The following is a 20,994-nucleotide window of genomic DNA, read 5'->3' as shown; positions in this document are numbered from 1 at the left end:
TCGATCGCATGGACGCCGTGGACCGGAAGATCCTCGATCTCCTCCAGCAGGACGCGACGCTCCCGGTGGCCGAACTCGCCGAGCAGGTCGGCATCAGCGCGGCGCCGTGCTGGCGGCGGGTGAAGAAGCTGGAGGCGTCCGGGGTGATCCGCCGCCGGGTCGCCCTGGTCGACCGCCGCAAGGTCAACGTCCCCACCACGGTGTTCGTGGCCGTGAAGGCGCCGCGCCACGCCGCCGACTGGTCGGACGCGTTCCGGCGGGTGGTCGCCGGCTTCCCGGAGATCGTCGAGGCGTGGCGCCTGACCGGCGAGATCGACTACCTGCTGCGGATCGTGGTGCCCGATATCGAGGCCTACGACGCGGTCTACCAGCGCCTCATCGCCAAGCTCGACTTCTCGAACCTGTCCTCGTCCATCGCCATGGAGGAGATGAAGTACACGACCGCCGTCCCGACGATCTACGTGGCGTGACCCGACCGCGCCGCGGCGGGGCTCAGCCCGCGGCCACCGCGTAGGTCCGATGGATCGACGAATCCTGCGCCCGGTGATCGTAGCCGTAGACGTGGATCGAGACGGCCGCCTCCGGCCCGTCATTGGCGATCCGGTGCAGGTTCGGCCCCGTGGGCATCATGCAGGCGACGAAGCCGGGCTCGCGGACGGCGTCCATGGTCGCCACCGCGTGGGTCTCGCTGATCGGACGGTACCACGTCTCCCGGAGGTTGCCGCGCAGCAGGCCGAAGCAGCACGAGCAGTGGTGGTCGTGGACCGGCGTGACCGTGCCGGGCGCCCAGACCATCGCCCAGACGCTGATCGCCTCGGTGCCGAACAGGAGGTTCCGGCTCAGGCCCGGCCCCCGGCCGACCAGCCGCGACGGGTCGAGCAGATCCGGCTGGGCCAGCAGGCGCACGAGGGTCGCCCGGGCCGAGGCCAGATAGGCGTCCGGCGAGCGGCTCGCGGAGCGCGCGAGGTTCGCCAGCATCGCCTCGACGTCGGTCGGGGTGGTGGTCTGCGGCATCGGCAGGTCTCCTTCGGTGCCCTTTCACGAGGCTGCACGAAGGATACCCAGAGGCTGGCGATGACGGGTTGCGTTCTCGAACGTCATCACGTGCGACCTGGCAATGCCATTGCTCGGAGACGCCCGAGTAGGAAATGATGTTGCGCGCGCCCGATCATTCCCGCGCGGCTGACGCCGGCGTGGCGGGTTCAGCCGGCCGCGGCCTCGTCGAGCAGCCACGCCACGGCGCCCGCGCTGGTCACGCGGCCGGCCGGCAGGGTCTCGCCGGCGGCCAGCCGGGCCAGCGGGGCCCGCTTGCCGGCCCCGGTGACGAGGAACAGCACGTGCCGGGAGGACGCGAGCGCCGGCAGCGTCAGGCTGATCCGCGGAACGAACGGCTCCAGGCCGGCCTCGGGCACGGCGACGACGAGCCGCCGGGTCTCGTCGACGGCGGGCTTGCCGGGAAACAGCGAGGCGGTGTGCCCGTCCTCGCCGAGGCCGAGGAGCACGAGGTCGAACAGCGGGCGGGCCGGATCGAGGCGCTCGGCCCCGTAGAAGTCGAGGAGCGTCCGCTCGTAGGCGCGGGCGCCCGCCTCCGGACCCTCGTCCGACGGGATGAAGTGGAGATGCGTCGGCGGGATCCGGGACCCGTGCCCGAAGGCCTCCCGAACCATCCGGACATTGCTGCGCGGATCGTCCCACGGCACGGCGCGGTCATCGCCGAAGAACCAGTGGATCCGCTCCCACGGCACCCGGGCCGCGTAGTCCGCCCCGGCGAGCAGGCCGTACAGCACCTTGGGCGTCGAGCCGCCCGAGAGGCAGAGCGCGATCCGGTCGGACCGGCTCTCGCCGCAGGCCACGATGATCCGCTCGGCCGCCTCGCGGGCGACCGCCTCCGGATCCTTCAGGACGTGGGTTCCGACGGGAAGACTCATGGGTTCGGGCCCTGCGGCTTCGGGGGTCGGACAGGTCGGCCGGCGGGCGTCCCGCTCAGCCCTTCGGCTCCTGGTGGCCGCCGAAGCCCTTGCGCATCGCCGAGAGCAGCTTGTCGGCGTAGCTCGCGTGCTCGCGGGAGCGGAAGCGGCGGTAGAGGGCGGCGGAGAGCACCGTCGCCGGGACGCCCTCCTCGACGGCGGCGTTGATGGTCCAGCGGCCCTCGCCCGAATCCTCGACGTAGCCGGAGAAGTCGGTGAGCTGCTCGTCGCCCGCGAGTGCCTGGGCGGTCAGGTCGAGCAGCCAGGACGAGACGACGCTGCCGCGGCGCCAGACCTCGGCGATGTCGCCCATGTTGAGATCGAAGCGGCGCTCGGCCGGCAGGTCGGACGCGTTGGCGTGGCGGAGGATGTCGAAGCCCTCCGCGTAGGCCTGCATCAGGCCGTACTCGATGCCGTTATGGACCATCTTGACGAAGTGGCCGGCGCCGGTCGGCCCCGCGTGGATGTAGCCCTGCTCGGCGCGGGGGTCGCGCCCCTCGCGGTTCGGCGTCTTCGGGATGTCGCCGATGCCGGGCGCCAGGGTCTTGAAGATCGGGTCGAGGCGGTCGACGGCCTCCTTGTCCCCGCCGATCATCATGCAGTAGCCGCGCTCCAGGCCCCAGACGCCGCCCGAAGTGCCGACATCCACGTAGTGCAGGCCCTTCTCCTTCAGGACTGCCCCGCGGCGGACATCGTCGCCGTAGAAGGAGTTGCCGCCATCGATGATGCAGTCGTCCGCCTGCATCAGCCCCGAGAGCGCCTGGACGGTCTGCTCGGTGATCGCCCCGGCCGGCAGCATCACCCAGGCCGCGCGCGGCACCTCGAGCTTCGAGACCAGGTCCTCCAGGCTCGACGCGCCGACCGCGCCGGCCTCGACCAGGGCGGCGACGGCCGCCGGGTTCTGGTCGAACACCACGGCTGTGTGCCCGTCGCGCAGGAGACGCCGGACGATGTTGCCGCCCATCCGGCCGAGGCCGATCATGCCGAGTTGCATTGCTGCCCTTCCTTACCGATTGCCCCCGCGCGGCGAGGGTCAGGCCCCTACGGCTTCACCGTCGTCACAGGCGATCCGCCGCGGCGGACCGGCGGCGGGCCGGGAAGCCCCCCGCCGGCGGTCCGGGACGGCTAGACGACCGCCATCTTCAGGGCCGCCGCGACCCGGACGAGGCCGGCCTTCGTGTCGCCGCCCTTGAGGTGGACGCGCAGCGCCCGCCGGCCGCGCTCGGCGAGGACGGCGAAGTCGCCCCGCGCCTGCGCCGCGACGACGGTGCTGAACCCGAGCTTCCGGCCCGGGATCGGCAGGTCCTCGGCAGCGTCCGCGGTGATCTGCAGGAACACGCCGGTGTCCGGGCCGCCCTTGTAGGCCTGGCCGGTCGAGTGGAGGAACCGCGGCCCGAACTCCAGGCAGGTCGCGACCTTGCGGGCGTCGCGCACGGCGATCCGCGGCTCCTGCAGGATCGCGGCGGCCTCGGCGTCGCGCGGGACGTAGGCCAGGAGCCCCAGGTAATCGCCGTCCTTCAGGCGGCCGATCTGCGCCTTGATCGCGGCCTCGAGCCCCTCGGCCGCCGGCTTGAGGGCGTCGGCGTTCCGCGGATCGGCGTAGAGCGCGACCCAGTCGTCCTCGTAGAGCGGCGTCTCGGCGGGGAGGGCGCCCTTCGCCTCGGCCTCGGCGAACAGCTTCTTCGTCTCGACCTTGCTGGCCTCGACGTCGGGCTGGTCGAACGGGTTGATCCCGATCACCGCGCCGGCCACCGCGGTCGCCATCTCCAGGCGGTAGAATTCCTGCGGCAGCTGCTCGATCGAGTCGAGGGTGATGCGGGCGATCGGGTGGCCGTCCCGCTCCAGGGCGCGCAGGGCCTCGTCCTGCGCGGCCTCGGCGTTGCCGTCGAGGCGCAGGTAGATGAAGAACCGGTCGTGGCCGTAGACGGCCGGAACGCCGACCGGCTCGCCGTCCACCGGCACGAGGCCCTTGCCCTGCTTGCCGGTCGATTCCGCGATCAGCTGCTCGGCCCAGGCGCCGAAGCTCGCGATCGCCGGCGAGGCGACGATCGTCACCTTGTCGCGGCCGGCGAGCGCCGCGGCGCCGATGGCCGTGCCGAGCAGGACGCCCGGGTTCACGGCCGGCGGCACGGCCGGGCCGCAGGAGCGGACCATGATGCGGGCGGTCTCGAGGAGCGCCTTCACGTCGAGGCCCATGGCGGCGGCCGGCACGAGGCCGAAGGCCGAGAGCACCGAGTAGCGCCCGCCGATCTGCTTCACGCCGTAGAAGATCTTTTTGAACCCATCCGCCTTGGCGGCGCGCTCCATGTCGGAGCCCGGATCGGTCACGGCCACGAAGTGGTCGCCGGCCTTCTCGCCGAGCACGTCCTTGGCGCGGGCCAGGAAGTAGTCGCGGAAGACGTTCGGCTCTAGGGTCGAGCCGGACTTGGACGCGACGATGAACAGCGTCTTGGCCAGGTCGATGCTCGCCTCCAGGGCGCGCACCTGATCCGGGTGGGTCGAGTCGAGGATCTGGAGCTTCGGGAAACCCTCGCGCTGACCGTAGGTCAGGCTCAGGACCTCCGGTCCGAGGCTCGACCCGCCCATGCCCAGCACCACGGCGTCGGTGAAGCCCTGCGCCTTCACCCAGTCGGAGAAGGCGGCGTAGTCGGCGGCCTTCTCCAGCTCCTCCTCGACGATGTGCAGCCAGCCGAGCCAGTGCGCCTCGTCGTGGCCGGACCAGACCGAGGCGTCGCCCGCCCAGAGCCGGCGGATCGACCCGCTGGCGCGCCAGGATTCGACGGCCTTCTTGGCCTCGGCCGCCAGGGTGTCGTCCATGGCGAGGCTCTGCCCGTCCAGACGGTGCCCCAGCAGCGCGACGCGCTTGCCGGCAACGGCGCCCAGCAGGTTGTCGGCGGCGTCGATGAAGAGCTGCACGCCCTCCTTCACCAGCTGCTCGGCGACCGCCTCGATGTCGATCCCGGCCCGGGCGAGGCGGTTCATCACCGCCTCGGCGCCGGGCACGTCCTCCTCGATGGTGGCCCGCACCACGCCGTGGTCGCGGAACGCGTCCATGGTGGCCGGCGGCATCGTGTTGACGGTGTTCGGCCCGATCAGCTCCTCGACGTAGAGGACGTCGGAATAGGCCTTGTTCTTCACGCCCGTGGAGGCCCAGAGCAGCCGCTGCGCCTTGGCGCCCTTCTCGGCCAGCGCGGTCCACTTGGATTCGGCGAAGATCGTCTTGTAGCGCTGGTAGGCGAGCTTGGCGTTGGCGATCGCCACCTTGCCCTTCAGCTGCTCCAGGGCGAACTTCTCGTCCGGGTCGTTGGCCTGCGCGATCTTCTCGTCGAGGAGCTTGTCGACCAGGACGTCGATGCGGCTGATGAAGAAGCTCGCCACGCTGGCGATCCGCGAGACGTCGTGGCCGGCCTTCGCGCGCGCGTCGAGACCGTCGATGAAGGCGCGCGCCACGGCCTCGTAGGCCTCCTGCGAGAACAGCAGGGTGACGTTGATCGAGATGCCCTCGCTCGTCAGCTGCCGGATCGCCGGGATCCCCTCCGGGGTGGCCGGCACCTTGACCATCAGGTTGTCGCGGGAGACCGCCTTGTGCAGGCGGCGCGCCTCGGCCAGCGTCGCCTCGGTGTCGAGGGCGAGGTAGGGCGAGACCTCCAGGCTGACGTAGCCGTCGGCACCGTCGCTCGCCTCGTAGACCGGGCGGAGCACGTCGGCGGCCGCCTGGATGTCGGCGATGGCGAGCCCCTCGTAGAGGTCGATGACGCGGCTGTCGCCGGTCGCCTGCACGGCCTTCAGGCTGTCGTCGTACTCGTCCGAGTGGCCGATCGCCTTCTCGAAGATCGACGGGTTGGAGGTGACGCCCCGCAGGCCGTCGCGCTCCACGAGCTGCTTCAGCTCGCCCTTCTCGATGAATCCGCGGGCCACGAAGTCGAGCCAGACCGCTTGATCCTGTTCGTCGTGCAGGGCCTTGAGCGCGTTCATGTCGGTTCCTCGCCTCGCGTACCGCGTACTCTCGCCCGAACGCACCCTCCCGCCCGGACCGGGCGGGAGAGCAGGCCCCCGGGCTACTTCCTGTGCTTGGCCACCTGCGCCTTCGCGGCGTCCAGGACCTTCTCGGGGGTAAAACCGAACTTGGTCTGGAGATCCTTGATCGGCGCCGAGGCGCCGAAGGTGTGCATGCCGATGATCGCGCCCTCGGAACCGGCGTAGCGGTCCCAGCCGATGACGCTGCCCTGCTCGACGGCCACCCGGGCCTTGACGGCGGGGGGCAGCACCGAGTCGCGGTAGGCCTCGTCCTGGCGCTCGAACAGGTCCCAGGACGGCATCGACACGACCCGGGCCTTCACCCCCTCGGCCTTCAGGGCCTCGTAGGCACCGACGCAGAGCTGCACCTCGGAGCCCGAGGCGAGCAGGATCACGTCGGGCGTGCCCTCGCTGTCGGCCAGCACGTAGCCGCCCTTGGCGGTGCCGGAGGCGGCCCCGTACTTCGCGCGGTCGAGGGTCGGCAGCGGCTGGCGCGAGAGGGCGAGAACCGCCGGCTGGTTCTTCAGCGTGAAGATGACCCGGTAGGCCTCGGCGACCTCGTTGGCGTCGGCCGGGCGCAGGGTCACGAGGCCCGGGATGCAGCGCAGCGACAGGAGCTGCTCCACCGGCTGGTGGGTCGGCCCGTCCTCGCCCACGCCGATCGAGTCGTGGGTGAAGATGTGGAAGACCGGCAGCTCCATGAGCGAGGCGAGCCGGATCGGCGGGCGCATGTAGTCGGCGAAGACCAGGAAGGTCGCGCCGTAGGCCCGCAGCCCGGAGAGGCCGAGCCCGTTCACGATCGAGCCCATGGCGTGCTCGCGGACGCCGAAATGCAGGTTGCGGCCGCCCGGCGAGAACGGGCCGAACGAGCCCGCGTCCTCGAAGGTCAGGTTGGACTTGTTGGACGGCGCCAGATCGGCCGAGCCGCCGAGCAGGAACGGCACGTGCTGGGCGATGGCGTTCAGCACCTTGCCGGAGGATTCGCGGGTGGCGAGGCCCTTGGCATCCGGCTCGAAGACCGGGATGTCCTTGTCCCAGCCCTCCGGCAGGCGGCCTTCCAGGAAGGCGTTCAGGTCCTCGGCGTGGGCGGCGTCCGCCTCCTTCGCCTTGGCGAGCAGGCCCTGCCACGAATCGTAGAGGCCGGCGCCGCGCTTGCCGATGCCGTTCCGGAAGTTCTCCTGCACGCCGTCCGGCACGAGGAACTGGGCGTCCTCCGGCCAGCCGTAGGCGCGCTTGGCGCCCTTCACCTCGTCCTCGCCGAGCGCGTCGGAGTGCGCCTTGGAGGTGCCCTGCTTCTTCGGGGCGCCGTAGCCGATCACCGACTTGACGATGATGAGCGTCGGGCGGTCGTTGGTGGCCAGGAAGGTCTCGATCGAGCCCGCCAGCGCGTGCACGTCGTTGGCGTCGGCGACGCGCAGCACCTGCCAGCCGTAGGCCAGGAAGCGGGTCGCGACCTCCTCGCCGAAGGCCAGCTCCGTGTGGCCCTCGATGGTGACGGTGTTGTCGTCGTAGATCCAGCAGAGGTTGGCGAGGCGCAGGTGGCCGGCGAGCGAGGCGGCCTCCGAGGCGACGCCCTCCATCAGGTCGCCGTCCGAGCAGACGGCGTAGACGTTGTAGTCGAACAGCGGCAGGTTCGGCCGGTTCAGGTGCTGGCCGAGGAAGCGGCTGCCCATGGCCATGCCGACCGAGTTGGCGACGCCCTGGCCGAGCGGGCCCGTCGTGGTCTCGACGCCGGTGGTGAAGTGGTATTCCGGGTGGCCCGGGGTCCGGCTGTCGAGCTGCCGGAACTTCTTGATGTCCTCCAGCGACACCGCCGGGGCATTGCCGCCGTCGCTCTCGGCGACGCCCGCGAGGTGCAGCAGCCCGTAGAGCAGCATCGAGGCGTGGCCGCAGGACAGCACGAACCGGTCGCGGTTCGGCCAGTGCGGGTGCGCCGGGTCGTAGCGCAGGTAGCGGTTCCACAGCGTGTAGGCGACCGGCGCCAGCGCCATGGGCGCGCCGGCATGGCCGGAATTGGCCTTCTGCACCGCGTCGATCGCGAGCGTCCGGATCGTGTTGATGCTGAGCGTATCGATCTCAGCGAGGGCCGCCTTGGCGGGAGTGTCAGCACCGCTCATGATGTCGCGTCTTCCAGTTCGCCTCGCGCGGTCCGCTTCGCGGCTTCGCGCTGCCGTAGGACGGCGGGAGGAGCTCCGTTGGCCTTACCACCCTGCCGATCCGCCGGCCCTTCGCCGCGCGTATAGCTGAGGAGCGTGTTGACGAGGGCGACGTGGGTGAACGCCTGAGGGAAGTTACCCACAAGACGCTTGGCTTGCACGTCGTATTCCTCGCTGACGAGGCCGAGATCGGTGCAGATGCCGATCAGGCGCTCGATCAGTGCCCCGGCCTCGTCGCGCCGCCCCAGGCCGATGAGGTTGTCCACGTACCAGAAGGTGCAGGGCAGGAAAGCCCCCTCGGAGCCGGTCAGCCCGTCGGTGGTCTGGCCCTCGGTCTCGTAGCGGAGGATGAAGCCGTCCCGCATCAGCCCCTTGCCGATCGCCTCCACGGTGCCGACCACCCGGGGATCGTCCTGCGGCAGGAAGCCGGTATGGGCGATGAGCAGCAGGCTCGCGTCCAGGGCCTTCGCGCCGTAGGACTGGACGAAGCTGTTGAGGGCGGGGTCGAAGCCCTTCTCGCAGACCTCGGCGTGGATCTCGTCCTTGACGGCGCGCCAGCGCTCGGCCTGCTCCTGCGTGGCGCCGTTCTCGTGCATCTCGTGCATGCGCAGCGCCCGGTCGAACGCCACCCAGGCCATGACCTTCGAGTGCGTGAAGTGGCGACGCCCGCCGCGCACCTCCCAGATCCCCTCGTCGGGCTCGCGCCACGCGGTCTCCAGGTGGTTCAGGATCGCGAGGCCGACCCGCAGGCCGTCCTTGCTCACCGGCAGGCCGCGGGCATGGGCCTGGTAGAGCGCGTCGAACAGCTCGCCGTAGACGTCGAGCTGGAACTGGCTGGCGGCGGCGTTGCCGATGCGGACGGGCCGCGAGTTCTCGTAGCCCGGCAGCCAGTCCAGCTCGATCTCGGGCAGCAGCCGCTCGCCCGCGATGCCGTAGAGGATGTGCGCCTGCTCGGGATTGCCCGCCACGGCCCGCAGCAGCCAGCCCAGCCAGTCGCGCGCCTCGTCGATGTAGCCCCCGTCCATCAGGGCGATCAGCGTCAGGGTCGAGTCGCGCAGCCAGCAGAACCGGTAATCCCAGTTCCGGATCCCGCCGAGCCCCTCCGGCAGGGAGGCCGTGGGCGCCGCCACGATGCCGCCGGTGGGCTCGTAGATCAGCGCCTTGAGGGTCAGCAGGGAGCGCTGGAGCATCCGGTCCCAGCCCGTGCCGCCGGCGCAGCGCGACGACCATTCGCGCCAGTGCTGGTCGGTGGCCTCGAGGACCTTGCGCGGCTCGATCGGGGGCGGGTCCTCCTCGTGGGAGGGACCGTAGCTCAGGACGAACCGGTGCTTGTCACCGGCATGGACGGTGAACTCGGACACCGTTGTCTGCGCGTCCGATCCCTTGAGATGGACGTCGGTGCGCAGCACGACCTTGTGCGGGCCCGAGACGGCGCGCAGGTCGCCCAGCTCCGAGCGGGAGACCCAGGGCACGGCCGAGCCGTAATCGAACCGGACCGCCATCTCCATCCGCATGGCGACGCGCCCGTGCACGCCCTCGACGAGCCGCGCCAGATGGGACCCGTCGCCGACCGGCATGAAATCCGTGACCAGGACCTCGCCCTGCCGCGTGGTGTGGCGGGTCTCCAGCACGAGGCTGCCCGGCCGATAGGACCAGCGCGTCTCGACGTGCTCGGCCTCGGGGAAGATCTTCCAGAAGCCGTGCGCCTCGGTTCCCAGGAGGCTGGTGAACAGGGCGGCCGCGTCGAAGCGCGGCCAGCACAACCAGTCGACGCTGCCCTGACGGCTGATCAACGCCGCGCTCCGGCAATCCCCGACGAGCGCGTAATCCTCGATGCGTGCAGCCATCCGGCCCCGGCCCCGGTCCGCGGCCGGCAGTCCGGGCCGTCCGCTGCGACGCACCTAGGACGTCCGGTCACGAGATCCAGAGGTCGGGGTACCCGCTGCCCGACGCGGTCAGCGCAGGCAGTCGGCCACCGCCAGGGCCACCGTGCCCTGGACCACCCTCGCGCTGCTGCGCACGAGATTCGCCGCGTCGCCGACGGCCCGCGCGGCCGGAACCAGGGTCTCCACCACCGAGGCCGCGAAGGGCATGGCCTGCGACGGGAGCAGGGCGTCCTCGGCCTCATCGGCCGCCCCGCGGGCGGGCGCCATGGGATCGGTGTTGCTGCGGGGCGTCTCGGGGCAGCGCCGGCCGGGGCAGGCGCGCCGGCCCGCAGCCGCGACGTGGGCGTTCGCCCGTGCGGCCACGGCCGGACGGGCAGGCAGGGACCCCGTCCGCGCGATCACGGCGTCGAGCGGATACTGCTCGGCGAACGCGATCACGGCGGGCGGGCGGCCCGGCGCCGCGACGGCGGCGATCGGCGCGAAATCCGTGGGTCCGGGCGCGGCGGACACGCCCGCTTCGACCCGGGCGCCGGGCTGCCCCGGCTTCGAGGTCGGGCAGTACAGGGAGGCCACGCCCAGGATTGCCACGACGGCCAGCGTCGGCAGGAAGGGCATGGACACGCGGCCGTGGGCGGCGGCCGTCAGGGCGGGCTGATCTGGCCTGCGCATCCGAATCACCGATCTCCTTGACCGCCGCGAGGCCTGTACAGTGCGGCCAGCATTGCGGCGGAAGCTGGACCGTTTCTTTGCGCGGCGGTTACTGGTGCCGCAAGGTGGGATTCCGCGGAAACGGGCGCCGCGGGCCCAGCACGGGCACGGGCCTTGCTTAGCTCGCGGCGGCCCGCGTCGGGCCGGCCTCGAGAAGAAGACCCGCCCCGTACCGGGCCACGATGACTGAAACCAATCTCACCGTCGCCGTGATCGACCCGAGCCGCGCCCGCGCGGCCATCCTGGAAGAGGGCCTGCGCGCCGCCGGGATCGGGCGCGTGGTCGTGATTCCCGACACCGCCGACCTCATGGAGCGCGTTGCCGCGCTCAAGCCCGACGTGGTGGTGATCCATCTGGAGAGCCCGAGCCGGGACATCCTGGAGCAGATGTCGGGTGTCTCCCGGCAGGTCGAGCGGCCCGTGGCGATGTTCGTCGACCGCTCGGACTCGACCATGATGCAGGCCGCCGTCGATGCCGGGATCTCCGCCTACGTGGTGGACGGGCTGCGGGCGGAACGGATCAAGTCGATCCTCGACATCGCGATCCTGCGCTTCAACGCCTTCGCGCGCCTCCAGCGCGAGCTGACGGAGGCGCGGGGCGAACTCGCCGACCGCAAGCTGATCGAGCGGGCGAAGGGCATCCTGATGACCATGAAAGGTCTCTCCGAGGACGAGGCGTACAAGCAGCTGCGCCGCAAGGCCATGAATGAGAAGCGCAAGATCGCCGACATCGCCCGGGCGATCGTCACCACCGCGGACCTGCTCGGATGAGGCTCCAGCTCGGCTACGTTCCGCTCTGCGACGCGGCGCCCCTGATCGCGGCCCACGAACTCGGCTTCGCCCGGGCCGAGGGGCTCGACCTCGACCTCACCGCCGAGCCCTCGTGGGCGACGCTGCGCGACCGGCTGGCGCTGGGCCATCTCGACGGCGCGCACATGCTGGCGCCGCTGGCGCTGGCGAGCCGGCTCGCCCTGTCGGGGCCGCCCTCCGACCTGATCGTGCCGCTCCAGCTCAGCACCGACGGCAACGCCGTCACGCTGTCCAACACCCTCTGGGCCGCGATGGACCCGGCCAGCGAGGCCCTGGCGGATGTCGCCCGCGCCTTCGCGGGCGTGGCGGAGGCCCGGCACCGCGCCGGCACCCCGCTGACTCTCGGCACGGTGCATCCCTTCTCGTGCCACAGCTACCAAGTGCGGCTGTTCGCCGAGGCCGGCGGCCTCGACGCGGCGGCGTTCCGCACCGTCGTGGTCCCGCCGCAGCACTGCGTGGAGGCGCTGGCGCGCGGCCTGGTCGACGGGTTCTGCGCGGGCGCGCCCTGGAACGACGTGGCGGTCGCGGCCGGCCACGGGCGTGTGGCCGTCCACGGCAGCGCCCTCGCGCCGAACGCGACCGAGAAGGTGCTGGCCGTCTCCGCGCGGCTCGACGGCGCGATCCTGCCGCTGGTGCGGGCGGTCGCCCGGGCCGGACGCTGGTGCGCGGATCCGGAGAACCGGACCGAACTGATCCATCGCCTCGCCCGCCGGACCTATCTCGACCTCGATCCCGCCCTGGTCGGCCGGGCCTTCGGCGATCCGGACCCGTCCGCCGAGCCCGGCACGCGCATCCGCTTCGGCGCGGCGGTCGAGGAGCCGCGCGCCGCGCAGGCCCGGTGGCTGCTGGAGCAGATGCGGGCGTCGCAGCAGGTGCCCGCGCAGTTCGACATCGCGGCGGCGATCGCGACCGTCTACAGGGCGGATCTGTACCGGGCGGCGATGGCGGATCTCTGACGACGGCGACACTTCGCGCGGTTCGTCATCGGCCCGCGGAATCGCGGCGAACAGCGGCGGAACGCGGGGCACGCTCGCCCGTTGTGCTTGAGCCATGCCCGGATGCCGCAAACTCGAAACTGGATCGTTGATCTCGCATCCGCGCGGGCGGGTCGAGCTTCGACGCTACGTCACGCGGGGCGGCCGCGTGCCCCGCGCCTGCAACGACAACCGTCGGGCGGGATCGCACCACGCCTGGTACTGGGTCCTGGCCGCCGGCGCGATGCCGACGCTGGGGCTCCTGGCGATGCTGTCGACACTCCTGTAACGGACCGCGACGTCGATGCGGGCGCGTTCCAGGCGCCGGCATTGCGCGTCTGCGATTCTACAACTCGAGAATCGGTCCGACTCGCGGCGATATCGTCGCGAGAACTGACGTAATACGTTCATCATAATCCGAAGCTGCGCGTTGCCGGTCAGCCCATCGGGGCCGACGCGGCGATCGCGTGCGCGGTAGGCCCCCGTCGACGCGCCTCCGGAAACGTCCCGACCCTCCTGCCGCTGCCGGAAAGCCCGGTCCGCCCGTGATCGCTTTTGCGACGGGTCGCACAGTTTTTGTGCAGTGCCGAAGCCGCCGCTCAGACGGCCGAAACGTCCCGGCCGCCCCACCGATCCTGCGGGTCCGCGCGGCGCTCGCGGACCGCGCGGTGTCTGGCACGGAACCTGCAAACCTCCCCCCGTCCGTCAACGGCGACGGACAGCGCCGTCAGCGAGGCCGCTGATCCGGTTCTCCCTGGGGCTGAAGCCTGCCGGGAGACGACCGGCAGCGGCTTTTTCGTGGGCGGTCCGCCAACGACCCTGCACTCGAGGTTCCAGACGCGATCGAGCGATGGCGACATCCCCCATGGACACACGCGGACACGACGCGGGCGCCGGGAACGGCCCGCCGCGCGAGAGGCTGGTCGTCGTCGGCAACGGCATGGCCTCGCTGCGCTTCCTGGAGCGGCTGACCGAGGCCGCGCCCGGCCGCTATGACATCACCTGCATCGGGGCCGAGCCCACGGCCGCCTACAACCGGGTCCTGCTCTCCTCGCTGCTCGGCGGCGAGGTCGACGAGGCGGCCTGCGCCTTCCGGGGCCTCGACTGGTACGCGGATCACGGCATCCGCCTGATCACCGGCGCGCCGGCGACGCGGATCGACCGGGAGAACGGGCTCGTCATCGTGGGCGAGACCCACGTCCTGCCCTTCGACAGGCTGGTCCTCGCGGTCGGCTCCCTGCCGATCCGCCTGCCCAAGCCCGGCATGGACCTCCCGGGCGTCATCACCTTCCGCGACCTCGCCGACGTGGCGGCGATCCGCCGTGCCGCCGTGCAGCACGCGAAGGCGATCGTCATCGGCGGCGGCCTCCTGGGCCTCGAGGCGGCGGTCGGGCTCGCGCGCCTCGGCGTCGAGACCACGCTGCTCCACGTCATGGACCGGCTGATGGAGCGCCAGCTCGATCACCACGCCGCCGGGCTGGTGAAGCGCGCCATGGAGGCGCGGGGCGTGCGCGTCATCCTCAAGGCCGACACCGCCCGGATCGAGGGCGCGTCCCGGGTCGAGCGCCTCGTGCTGGCGGACGGCACCGCGCTCCCGGCCGACCTCGTGGTGATGTCGGTGGGCGTGCGCCCCTCGGTGGCGCTGGCGCAGGAAGCGGGGCTGGCGATCGGCCGGGGCATCACGGTCGACGACCGGATGACCACCTCGGACCCGCGGATCTTCGCGCTGGGCGAGTGCGCCGAGCACCGCGGCCAGATCTACGGTCTGGTCGAGCCCGCCTACGAGCACGCCGACACGCTCGCCCGCCACCTCTCGGGCGAGCCGGCCGAGTACCGGGGCACGGCCCTGTCCACGAGCCTGAAGGTTTCGGGCCTGCCGGTCTTCTCGGCCGGGATCGTGGACACGCCCGACGACGCGGAGGCGATCGTGCTCTCCGACCCCGGCGCCGGCCTCTACCGCAAGCTGCTGGTGCGCGGCGGCCGGCTGATCGGCGCGGTGTTCGTCGGCGACATCGCCGAGCAGGGCGCCTGCAAGGGGCTGATCCGCTCCGGCGACCCGATCGAGAACGTGGACGACTTGATGTTCGGGCGCCCCGCGCCCGAGCCCCTGGCTGCTTGAGGAGGCGCGGATGTCCGAGACCACCACCCAGACCGCCGCGGGCGCGTTCGAGGCCGAGCAGAAGCGCTACCTCGAGGGCTTCGCCTCCGGCATCGCCGCCGTCCGCCTGACCGGCGGCCTCGCCGCGGGCGGGGCGGGGGCGGCCGCGCCGCCGGCCGAGCCGACGGGCCCGGACGCGATCCACATCAAGGCGCAGGACCGGACCGTCAAGGACGGCGGTAAGCTCTGCGACCAAGAGAAATGGAAGCGCGCCGAGAACCCGTTCGACGGCCACAACCGCCTCATCCAGGAGGCCGCCGCCGGCAAGCAGCCGAAGCCCGAGGACAATTTCCGCTGGCGCTACCACGGGATGTTCTGGGTGGCGCCGAACCAGGTCTCGTACATGTGCCGGCTGCGGATCCCGAACGGGATCCTGCACCACTGGCAGTTCGCCGGCATCGCCGACCTCGCCGACCAGCACGGCGGCGGCTACGTCCACGTGACCACCCGGGCGAACCTACAGGTGCGGGAGATCGATCCCGAACACGCCCAGCCCTTCCTCGACGGGCTCACCGATATCGGTCTCACGGCCCGGGGGGCGGGCGCCGACAACATCCGCAACGTCACCGGCTCCTCGACCGCCGGCATCGACGCCCAGGAGCTTCTGGACACGCGCCCGCTCGCCAAGTCCTGGCACAACTGGATCCTGAACGACCGCTCGCTCTACGGCCTGCCGCGCAAGTTCAACGTCGCCTTCGACGGCAGCGGCGTGATGCCGACGCTCGAGGAGACCAACGACATCGGCTTCCAGGCCGTGGAAGTGCTGGACGGCGCCGCCGTGCCGCCCGGCATCTACATGCGCCTCGTGCTCGGCGGCATCTCGGGCCACCGGGACCTCGCCCGCGACACCGGCATCGTGCTGAAGCCCGAGGACTGCAACGCCGTCGCCGACGCGATCATCCGGGTGTTCATCGAGAACGGCGACCGGACGAACCGCAACAAGAGCCGGATGAAGTACGTCCTCGACGCCTGGGGCTTCGACAAGTACCTCGCGGCCGTCGAGGACAAGCTCGGCCGCAAGCTCGACCGGGTCGCGCCGGAGCAGGTCGCGCCGCGGAAGGCCACCGACCGGTTCGCCCATGTCGGCGTCCACGCCCAGAAGCAGCCCGGCCTCAACTGGATCGGCGTGGTCCTGCCGGTCGGCAAGATGACCAGCGATCAGGTCCGGGCGCTCGCCAAGATCGCCGCCGAGTGCGGCGACGGCCAGATCCGCCTGACCGTCTGGCAGAACTTCATCTTCTCCGGGGTTCCGGACGCGAAGGTCGCCGAGGTTGAGCAGCGGGTGCTCGATCTCGGCCTCACCACCAAGGCGGCGGGCATCCGCTCCGGTCTCGTGGCCTGCACGGGGGCGAAGGGCTGCAAGTTCGCGGCCTCCGACACCAAGGGCCACGCGCTGATCATCGCCGACCACGTCGAGACGGCCCTGCCGAACCTCGACGTGCCGGTGAACGTCCACCTCACCGGCTGCCACCACAGCTGCGCCCAGCACTATATCGGCGATATCGGGCTGATCGGCGCCAAGGTCGTCGTCTCGGAGGAGGGCGACACCGTCGAGGGCTACGACGTGGTGGTCGGCGGCGGCTTCGCCGAGAACCCGAAGATCGGCACGGAGATCTGGAAGGCCGTGAAGGCCGAGGATGCGCCCGCCCGCGTCGAGGCGCTGCTGCGCGCCTACCTCGCCCTCCGCCAGGGCCCCGAGGAGAGCTTCCAGGCCTTCACCAGCCGCACCGGCGCGGAGGCGCTCCGCGACGCCGCCGAGGACCAGCCCGCCCTGAAGGCCGCCGCATGACCCAGCACGTCTCGCCCCCCCTCGTCCTGATCCCCGAGACCGCGCCCTTCAACGAGGACCAGCGCGCCTGGCTCTCGGGCTACTTCGCGGCCCTGCTCGGCCCCGCCGTCGCGGGCGCGACGGCGCTCGCGCCCGGCGAGGGCCCCGCCACGGGCCCCAAACTCGCCGACAACGACGACGCCCCCTGGCACGACCCGTCCGTGCCGATCGCCGACCGGATGGCGATGGCGAAGGACCGGCCCGAACCGCAGAAGCTGATGGCCGCCATGGCCCAGCAGGATTGCGGCCAGTGCGGCTACAACTGCGCCGACTACGCCAACGCCATCTTCCTCAAGAACGAGGCGCGCCTGAACCTTTGCCAGCCCGGCGGCAAAGAGACCCTGCGCATGCTCAAGAAGCTGGACGAGGAGTTCGGCGCCGCCGGCGGCGCCCCGGCGGCGCCTAAGGCGGAGGACGACGTCCCGAAGGCGGCGGCCGATCTCGGCCCGCTCGGCTACTGCCGCGAGAACCCGGTCGAGGCGCTGTTCCTGTCCCGTCGACGCCTCAACGATCCGGGCGGCGAGAAGGAGACGTGGCACATCGAGATCGGGCTCGACGGCACGCCGATCCAGTACGAGGTCGGCGACTCGCTGGGCCTGTTCCCCGCCAACGCCCCCGCACTGGTGGATGCCGTGATCGCGGAACTCGGCGCCCGGCCCGAGCGGGTGATCGGGGAAAGGACCCTGCGCGAGCACCTGCTGATCAACTATGCGCTCGGCGCGGCGCCCGACAATCTGTACCAGCTCCTGTCGCTGCTCACCTCCGGGGCGGCGCGCAAGAAGGCGCAGGCGCTCGCCTCCGGCGAGGATCCGGACGGCGACGCCGCCTATCTCGACGTGCTCGGCGCGCTCCACAAGTTCCCGGGCGCGCGGCCCGACGCCGAGGTCTTCCTGGAGGCCTTGGACGAGTTGCAGCCGCGGCTCTACTCGATCTCGTCCTCGCCCAAGATGGATGTCGGCCGCGTGTCGCTGACCGTGGACGCGGTGCGCTACAACCACCGCTCGAGGCTGCGGCTGGGCGTGGCCTCGACGCACCTCGGTGAGCGCCTTCCGGAGCAGACCAGGGTGAAGGTCTACCTCCAGAAGGCGCACGGCTTCGGCCTGCCGGCCGACCTGTCGAAGGACGTGATCATGTGCGGCCCAGGCACCGGCATCGCGCCGTTCCGGGCCTTCCTGCGCGAGCGCGCCGCCACGCGGGCGCCGGGCCGCAACTGGCTGTTCTACGGCCACCAGCGGCAGGCCTCGGACTTCTTCTACAAGGACGAGCTGAACAGCCTGAAGGACGACAAGGTGCTCACCCGCCTGTCCCTGGCTTGGTCGCGGGACGGGACGGAGAAGACCTACGTCCAGGACCGGATGCGCGAGAACGGCGCCGAGCTGTGGAAGTGGCTCGAGGGCGGCGCGCATTTCTACGTCTGCGGCGACGCCAAGCGCATGGCCAAGGACGTCGAGCGGGCGATCATCGACGTGGCGGCGCAGTTCGGCGGCAAGAGCCCCGAGGACGCGGTGGCCTATCTCGCCGCGCTCAAGAAGGCCGGGCGGTATCAGGCCGACGTGTACTGAACCGCAACTTGCTCTCCTCCCCCTTGTGGGGAGGAGCCGGAGGTGGGGGTGGCGCAGGACGGGGCTCGGGCGGTGCCTTCTGCACCACCTCCACCCCTGACCCCTCCCCACAGGGGGGAGGGGAACGGCGGCGCGAAGCTTGCTCCCGCCCAGGACGACCCTGCGAGGATTCAGCCATGACCCAGCCAGTGGCGGCGCCGACGGTGCGGACCACCTGCCCCTATTGCGGGGTCGGGTGCGGCGTGCTCGCGACCCCGGACGGGCAGGGCGGCGCCACCATCGCGGGCGATTCCGAGCACCCGGCCAATTTCGGCCGCCTGTGCTCGAAGGGCTCGGCGCTGGGCGAGACCCTGTCGCTCGAGAACCGCCTGCTCCACCCGCAGGTCGACGGCGCCCAGGTCTCGTGGGATGCCGCGCTCGACACGGTCGCGGGCAAGCTCCGCGCGGTGGCGGACGAGCACGGGCCGGACGCGATCGCCTTCTACCTCTCGGGCCAGCTCCTCACCGAGGATTACTACGTCGCCAACAAGCTCGCGAAGGGCTTCATCGGCACGCCGCACGTGGACACCAACTCGCGCCTCTGCATGTCGAGCGCGGTCGCGGCCCACCGCCGGGCCTTCGGCTCCGACACGGTCCCGGGCTGCTACGAGGATCTCGACGAGGCCGACCTGATCGTGCTGGTCGGCTCCAACACCGCGTGGTGCCACCCGGTCCTGTTCCGCCGCATGGCCGACGCCAAGGAGCGCCGCGGCACCAAGTTCGTGGTCATCGACCCGCGCCGGACCCAGACCGCGCAGGAATGCGACCTGTTCCTCGGCATCCGGCCGGGCACCGACACCGCCCTGTTCTCGGGCCTGCTGGTCTACCTGTCGGACAACGGTTTCCGCGACCGCGCCTTCATCGATTCCCACACGGCCGGCCTCGACGGCGCCCTCGACCGCGCCCGCCAGATCGCGCCGGACCTCGCGGCTGTCGCCGCCGTCACCGGCGTGACCGAGGCCGACATCGCGGCCTTCTACGCCCTGTTCGCCGGCACCCGCCGGGTGGTCACGGCCTTCTCGCAGGGGGTGAACCAGTCGGCGCAGGGGACCGACAAGGGCAACAGCATCATCAACTGCCACCTCGTCACCGGCCGGATCGGCGAGACCGGGATGGGGCCGTTCTCGCTGACCGGCCAGCCGAACGCCATGGGCGGGCGCGAGGTCGGGGGGCTCGCCAACATGCTGGCCGCCCACATGCACTTCACCCCCGAGGAGGTAGACCGGGTGCGCCGCTACTGGGGCGCCCCGCGGATCATCACCGGCGAGGGCATGAAGGCGGTGGCGCTGTTCGAGGCGATCGGTCGGGGCAAGATCAAGGCGCTGTGGGTGATGGGCACCAACCCGCTGGTCTCGATGCCGCGGGCCGACGCGATCCGGGACTCGCTCGCCGGCCTCGACCTCTACGTGGTGTCCGAGGCGGTGGCGGATTCCGACACCGCGCGGGGACGGGCCAAGACCACCGTGCTTCTCCCCGCCCAGGCCTGGGGCGAGAAGGACGGCACGGTCACCAATTCCGAGCGCCGGATCTCGCGCCAGCGCCGCTTCCTCGCGAGCCCCGGCGAGGCCCGGCCGGACTGGGCGGCGCTGGCGGATGTCGGGCGCCGCCTCGGCCACGGCCGGGCCTTCGCGTTCGACTCGGCCGCCGCGATCTTCCGCGAGCATGCCGGGCTCTCCGCCTACGAGAACAACGGCACCCGCGATTTCGACCTCGGCGCGCTCGCGGACATCGGCGACACCGCCTACGAGGCGGCCCTGCCGGTGCAGTGGCCGATCCCGAAGCGCTCCGGCTTCCGGGGCGCCCCGCAGGGGAAGGCGAGGCTGTTCGGCGACGGCCGGTTCTACACCTTCGACCGGCGCGCCCGCTTCGTCGCGGTGCAGCCGCCGGCCCTCGCGCTCGCGGCCTCGGCGGCGTTCCCGCTCATGCTCAACACCGGCCGGGTCCGCGACCACTGGCACACGATGACGCGCACCGGGAAGAGCCAGCGGCTCTCCGCGCACCGGGCCGTGCCGTTCGTCGAGGTCCATCCGGACGACGCGGCGGTCCACGGCCTCGCGGAGGGCGACATCGCCCGGCTCACGACCGCGCACGGCGCGGCCGAGCTGGAGGTGACGGTCACCGACACGGTGGTGCCGGGCAGCCTGTTCATGCCGATGCACTGGGGCGGCGCCTTCGCGTCGCGGGCCCGGGTCGGCGCGCTGGTGCGGGGCATGACCGACCCGGTCTCGGGTCAGCCCGAGCTCAAGGCGACCCCCGCGGCGATCGAGTCCGTCGGCTACCGCGCCCGCGGCTTCCTGCTGACGTGCCGACAGGTGGCGCTGCCCGAGGGCTGGTGGTGGGCACGCGCCGCGATCACCGGCGGCTGGGGCGCGCAGTTCGCCACCGCCGACAGCTCCCGCGCCGTGGCGCTGATGGTGCGCGGGCTGATCCAGAGCGAGGCGCTGCCGGGCGGCGAGCTGGCGGAATATGCCGACCACGCCCGCGACCGCTACCGCTGCGCGGTCTACGACGGCGACCGCCTCGTCGCCTGCCTCGCCTACGCCCCCGCCGCCGAGCGGCCGGACTGGGAGGCCGCCAAGGTCCTGTTCGCCACCGAGGCGCCCGACGCCGCCGAGCGGCTGGCGCTGCTCTCGGGCCGCGCGGCGAGCGCCTCGGCGGGTCCGGTGGTCTGCGCCTGTCACGGCGTCGGCGCGGACATTATCGCCGCGACCATCGCCGGAGGCGCCGGCTCCGTGGAGGCGGTGGGCGCCGCCTGCAAGGCCGGGACGAATTGCGGCTCGTGCATACCGGAGATCCGCAAGATGCTGGCCGGGCAGACCGCATGCGCCGCGTGATTTTCTGATACACTCGCCGGCGAGGATGGATCGGCTTCTCCTGTCAGATCACCTCA

General features: G+C 71.7%; 15 protein-coding genes. 8 read left to right on the top strand and 7 right to left on the bottom strand.

Features of this window, described 5'->3' with window-relative positions; genetic code table 11:
• The first annotated feature begins 8 nt into the window (after nucleotides 1–8).
• Nucleotides 9–470 carry an Lrp/AsnC family transcriptional regulator gene (locus BM314_RS17060; protein WP_012319278.1) on the top strand — a complete coding sequence of 154 codons (462 nt, stop codon included), beginning with the start codon at nucleotides 9–11 and terminating at the stop codon, nucleotides 468–470.
• Between the two features lie 22 nt (nucleotides 471–492).
• Here BM314_RS17060 and BM314_RS17055 read toward each other — a convergent pair whose 3' ends face one another.
• From BM314_RS17055 to BM314_RS17025, 7 genes are all read right to left on the bottom strand, one after another.
• A complete protein-coding gene (locus tag BM314_RS17055) occupies nucleotides 493–1,014 on the bottom strand; it encodes a cysteine dioxygenase family protein (RefSeq protein ID WP_091979151.1) in 522 nt (173 codons plus the stop codon).
• Nucleotides 1,015–1,202: 188 nt separating this feature from the next.
• Nucleotides 1,203–1,928, bottom strand: coding sequence for a 6-phosphogluconolactonase (gene pgl / locus BM314_RS17050; RefSeq protein ID WP_091979150.1), 726 nt, complete (start codon nucleotides 1,926–1,928; stop codon nucleotides 1,203–1,205).
• 55 nt (nucleotides 1,929–1,983) lie between these two features.
• Entirely contained in the window at nucleotides 1,984–2,961 is a 978-nt protein-coding gene (gene gnd, locus BM314_RS17045; protein WP_091979149.1) for a phosphogluconate dehydrogenase (NAD(+)-dependent, decarboxylating), read from the bottom strand.
• A gap of 131 nt (nucleotides 2,962–3,092) precedes the next feature.
• Nucleotides 3,093–5,942, bottom strand: coding sequence for a bifunctional transaldolase/phosoglucose isomerase (locus tag BM314_RS17040; RefSeq protein WP_091979147.1), 2,850 nt, complete (start codon nucleotides 5,940–5,942; stop codon nucleotides 3,093–3,095).
• Between the two features lie 83 nt (nucleotides 5,943–6,025).
• Entirely contained in the window at nucleotides 6,026–8,101 is a 2,076-nt protein-coding gene (gene tkt, locus BM314_RS17035; protein ID WP_091979145.1) for a transketolase, read from the bottom strand.
• A complete protein-coding gene (locus BM314_RS17030) occupies nucleotides 8,098–9,987 on the bottom strand; it encodes a glycoside hydrolase family 15 protein (protein WP_091979143.1) in 1,890 nt (629 codons plus the stop codon). Before BM314_RS17030 ends, tkt begins: the two co-directional genes overlap by 4 nt.
• A 108-nt stretch (nucleotides 9,988–10,095) precedes the next feature.
• Nucleotides 10,096–10,695, bottom strand: coding sequence for a hypothetical protein (locus BM314_RS17025; protein WP_091681144.1), 600 nt, complete (start codon nucleotides 10,693–10,695; stop codon nucleotides 10,096–10,098).
• 221 nt (nucleotides 10,696–10,916) lie between these two features.
• On the opposite strand from BM314_RS17025, the gene BM314_RS17020 reads away from it, so the two are divergent.
• The 7 genes from BM314_RS17020 to BM314_RS16990 all read left to right on the top strand — a co-directional run bounded on the left by BM314_RS17020 (nucleotide 10,917) and on the right by BM314_RS16990 (nucleotide 20,938).
• Nucleotides 10,917–11,504, top strand: a complete 588-nt coding sequence (locus BM314_RS17020; RefSeq protein ID WP_026605088.1) for an ANTAR domain-containing response regulator — start codon at nucleotides 10,917–10,919, stop codon at nucleotides 11,502–11,504.
• Entirely contained in the window at nucleotides 11,501–12,499 is a 999-nt protein-coding gene (locus BM314_RS17015; protein WP_091979141.1) for a CmpA/NrtA family ABC transporter substrate-binding protein, read from the top strand. Before BM314_RS17020 ends, BM314_RS17015 begins: the two co-directional genes overlap by 4 nt.
• Nucleotides 12,500–12,626: 127 nt before the next feature.
• Entirely contained in the window at nucleotides 12,627–12,806 is a 180-nt protein-coding gene (locus BM314_RS17010) for a hypothetical protein (protein WP_020094181.1), read from the top strand.
• Between the two features lie 561 nt (nucleotides 12,807–13,367).
• Complete coding sequence (locus BM314_RS17005; protein WP_085986811.1) at nucleotides 13,368–14,636, top strand: NAD(P)/FAD-dependent oxidoreductase; 1,269 nt, start codon at nucleotides 13,368–13,370, stop codon at nucleotides 14,634–14,636.
• Nucleotides 14,637–14,646: 10 nt separating this feature from the next.
• Nucleotides 14,647–16,464: a NirA family protein gene (locus tag BM314_RS17000; RefSeq protein ID WP_091979139.1), complete on the top strand. Its 1,818-nt coding sequence runs from the start codon at nucleotides 14,647–14,649 to the stop codon at nucleotides 16,462–16,464.
• On the top strand, nucleotides 16,461–18,065 hold the full coding sequence (locus BM314_RS16995; protein WP_091979137.1) for a sulfite reductase subunit alpha: 1,605 nt from the start codon (nucleotides 16,461–16,463) through the stop codon (nucleotides 18,063–18,065). The genes BM314_RS17000 and BM314_RS16995 overlap by 4 nt, the downstream gene beginning before the upstream one ends.
• A 176-nt stretch (nucleotides 18,066–18,241) precedes the next feature.
• Nucleotides 18,242–20,938 carry a nitrate reductase gene (locus BM314_RS16990; RefSeq protein WP_091979135.1) on the top strand — a complete coding sequence of 899 codons (2,697 nt, stop codon included), beginning with the start codon at nucleotides 18,242–18,244 and terminating at the stop codon, nucleotides 20,936–20,938.
• The last annotated feature ends 56 nt before the right edge of the window (nucleotides 20,939–20,994 follow it).

The sequence above is a fragment of the Methylobacterium sp. 13MFTsu3.1M2 genome (assembly GCF_900112625.1).
GTDB lineage: Bacteria > Pseudomonadota > Alphaproteobacteria > Rhizobiales > Beijerinckiaceae > Methylobacterium.
The sequence above is the reverse complement of the archived record's forward strand: the minus strand, read 5'-3'. Positions and strand labels throughout refer to the sequence as shown.

Excerpts from the sequence above, each read along its gene's own strand:
- BM314_RS17025 (WP_091681144.1), bottom strand. The coding sequence starts at position 10,695 with ATGCGCAGGCCAGATCAGCCCGCCCTGACGGCCGCCGCCCACGGCCGC.
- BM314_RS16995 (WP_091979137.1), top strand. The coding sequence starts at position 16,461 with ATGACCCAGCACGTCTCGCCCCCCCTCGTCCTGATCCCCGAGACCGCG.
- BM314_RS17020 (WP_026605088.1), top strand. The coding sequence starts at position 10,917 with ATGACTGAAACCAATCTCACCGTCGCCGTGATCGACCCGAGCCGCGCC.
- BM314_RS17040 (WP_091979147.1), bottom strand. The coding sequence starts at position 5,942 with ATGAACGCGCTCAAGGCCCTGCACGACGAACAGGATCAAGCGGTCTGG.
- pgl (WP_091979150.1), bottom strand. The coding sequence starts at position 1,928 with ATGAGTCTTCCCGTCGGAACCCACGTCCTGAAGGATCCGGAGGCGGTC.
- tkt (WP_091979145.1), bottom strand. The coding sequence starts at position 8,101 with ATGAGCGGTGCTGACACTCCCGCCAAGGCGGCCCTCGCTGAGATCGAT.
- BM314_RS17000 (WP_091979139.1), top strand. The coding sequence starts at position 14,647 with ATGTCCGAGACCACCACCCAGACCGCCGCGGGCGCGTTCGAGGCCGAG.
- gnd (WP_091979149.1), bottom strand. The coding sequence starts at position 2,961 with ATGCAACTCGGCATGATCGGCCTCGGCCGGATGGGCGGCAACATCGTC.
- BM314_RS17060 (WP_012319278.1), top strand. The coding sequence starts at position 9 with ATGGACGCCGTGGACCGGAAGATCCTCGATCTCCTCCAGCAGGACGCG.
- BM314_RS17015 (WP_091979141.1), top strand. The coding sequence starts at position 11,501 with ATGAGGCTCCAGCTCGGCTACGTTCCGCTCTGCGACGCGGCGCCCCTG.
- BM314_RS17005 (WP_085986811.1), top strand. The coding sequence starts at position 13,368 with ATGGCGACATCCCCCATGGACACACGCGGACACGACGCGGGCGCCGGG.
- BM314_RS16990 (WP_091979135.1), top strand. The coding sequence starts at position 18,242 with ATGACCCAGCCAGTGGCGGCGCCGACGGTGCGGACCACCTGCCCCTAT.
- BM314_RS17055 (WP_091979151.1), bottom strand. The coding sequence starts at position 1,014 with ATGCCGCAGACCACCACCCCGACCGACGTCGAGGCGATGCTGGCGAAC.
- BM314_RS17030 (WP_091979143.1), bottom strand. The coding sequence starts at position 9,987 with ATGGCTGCACGCATCGAGGATTACGCGCTCGTCGGGGATTGCCGGAGC.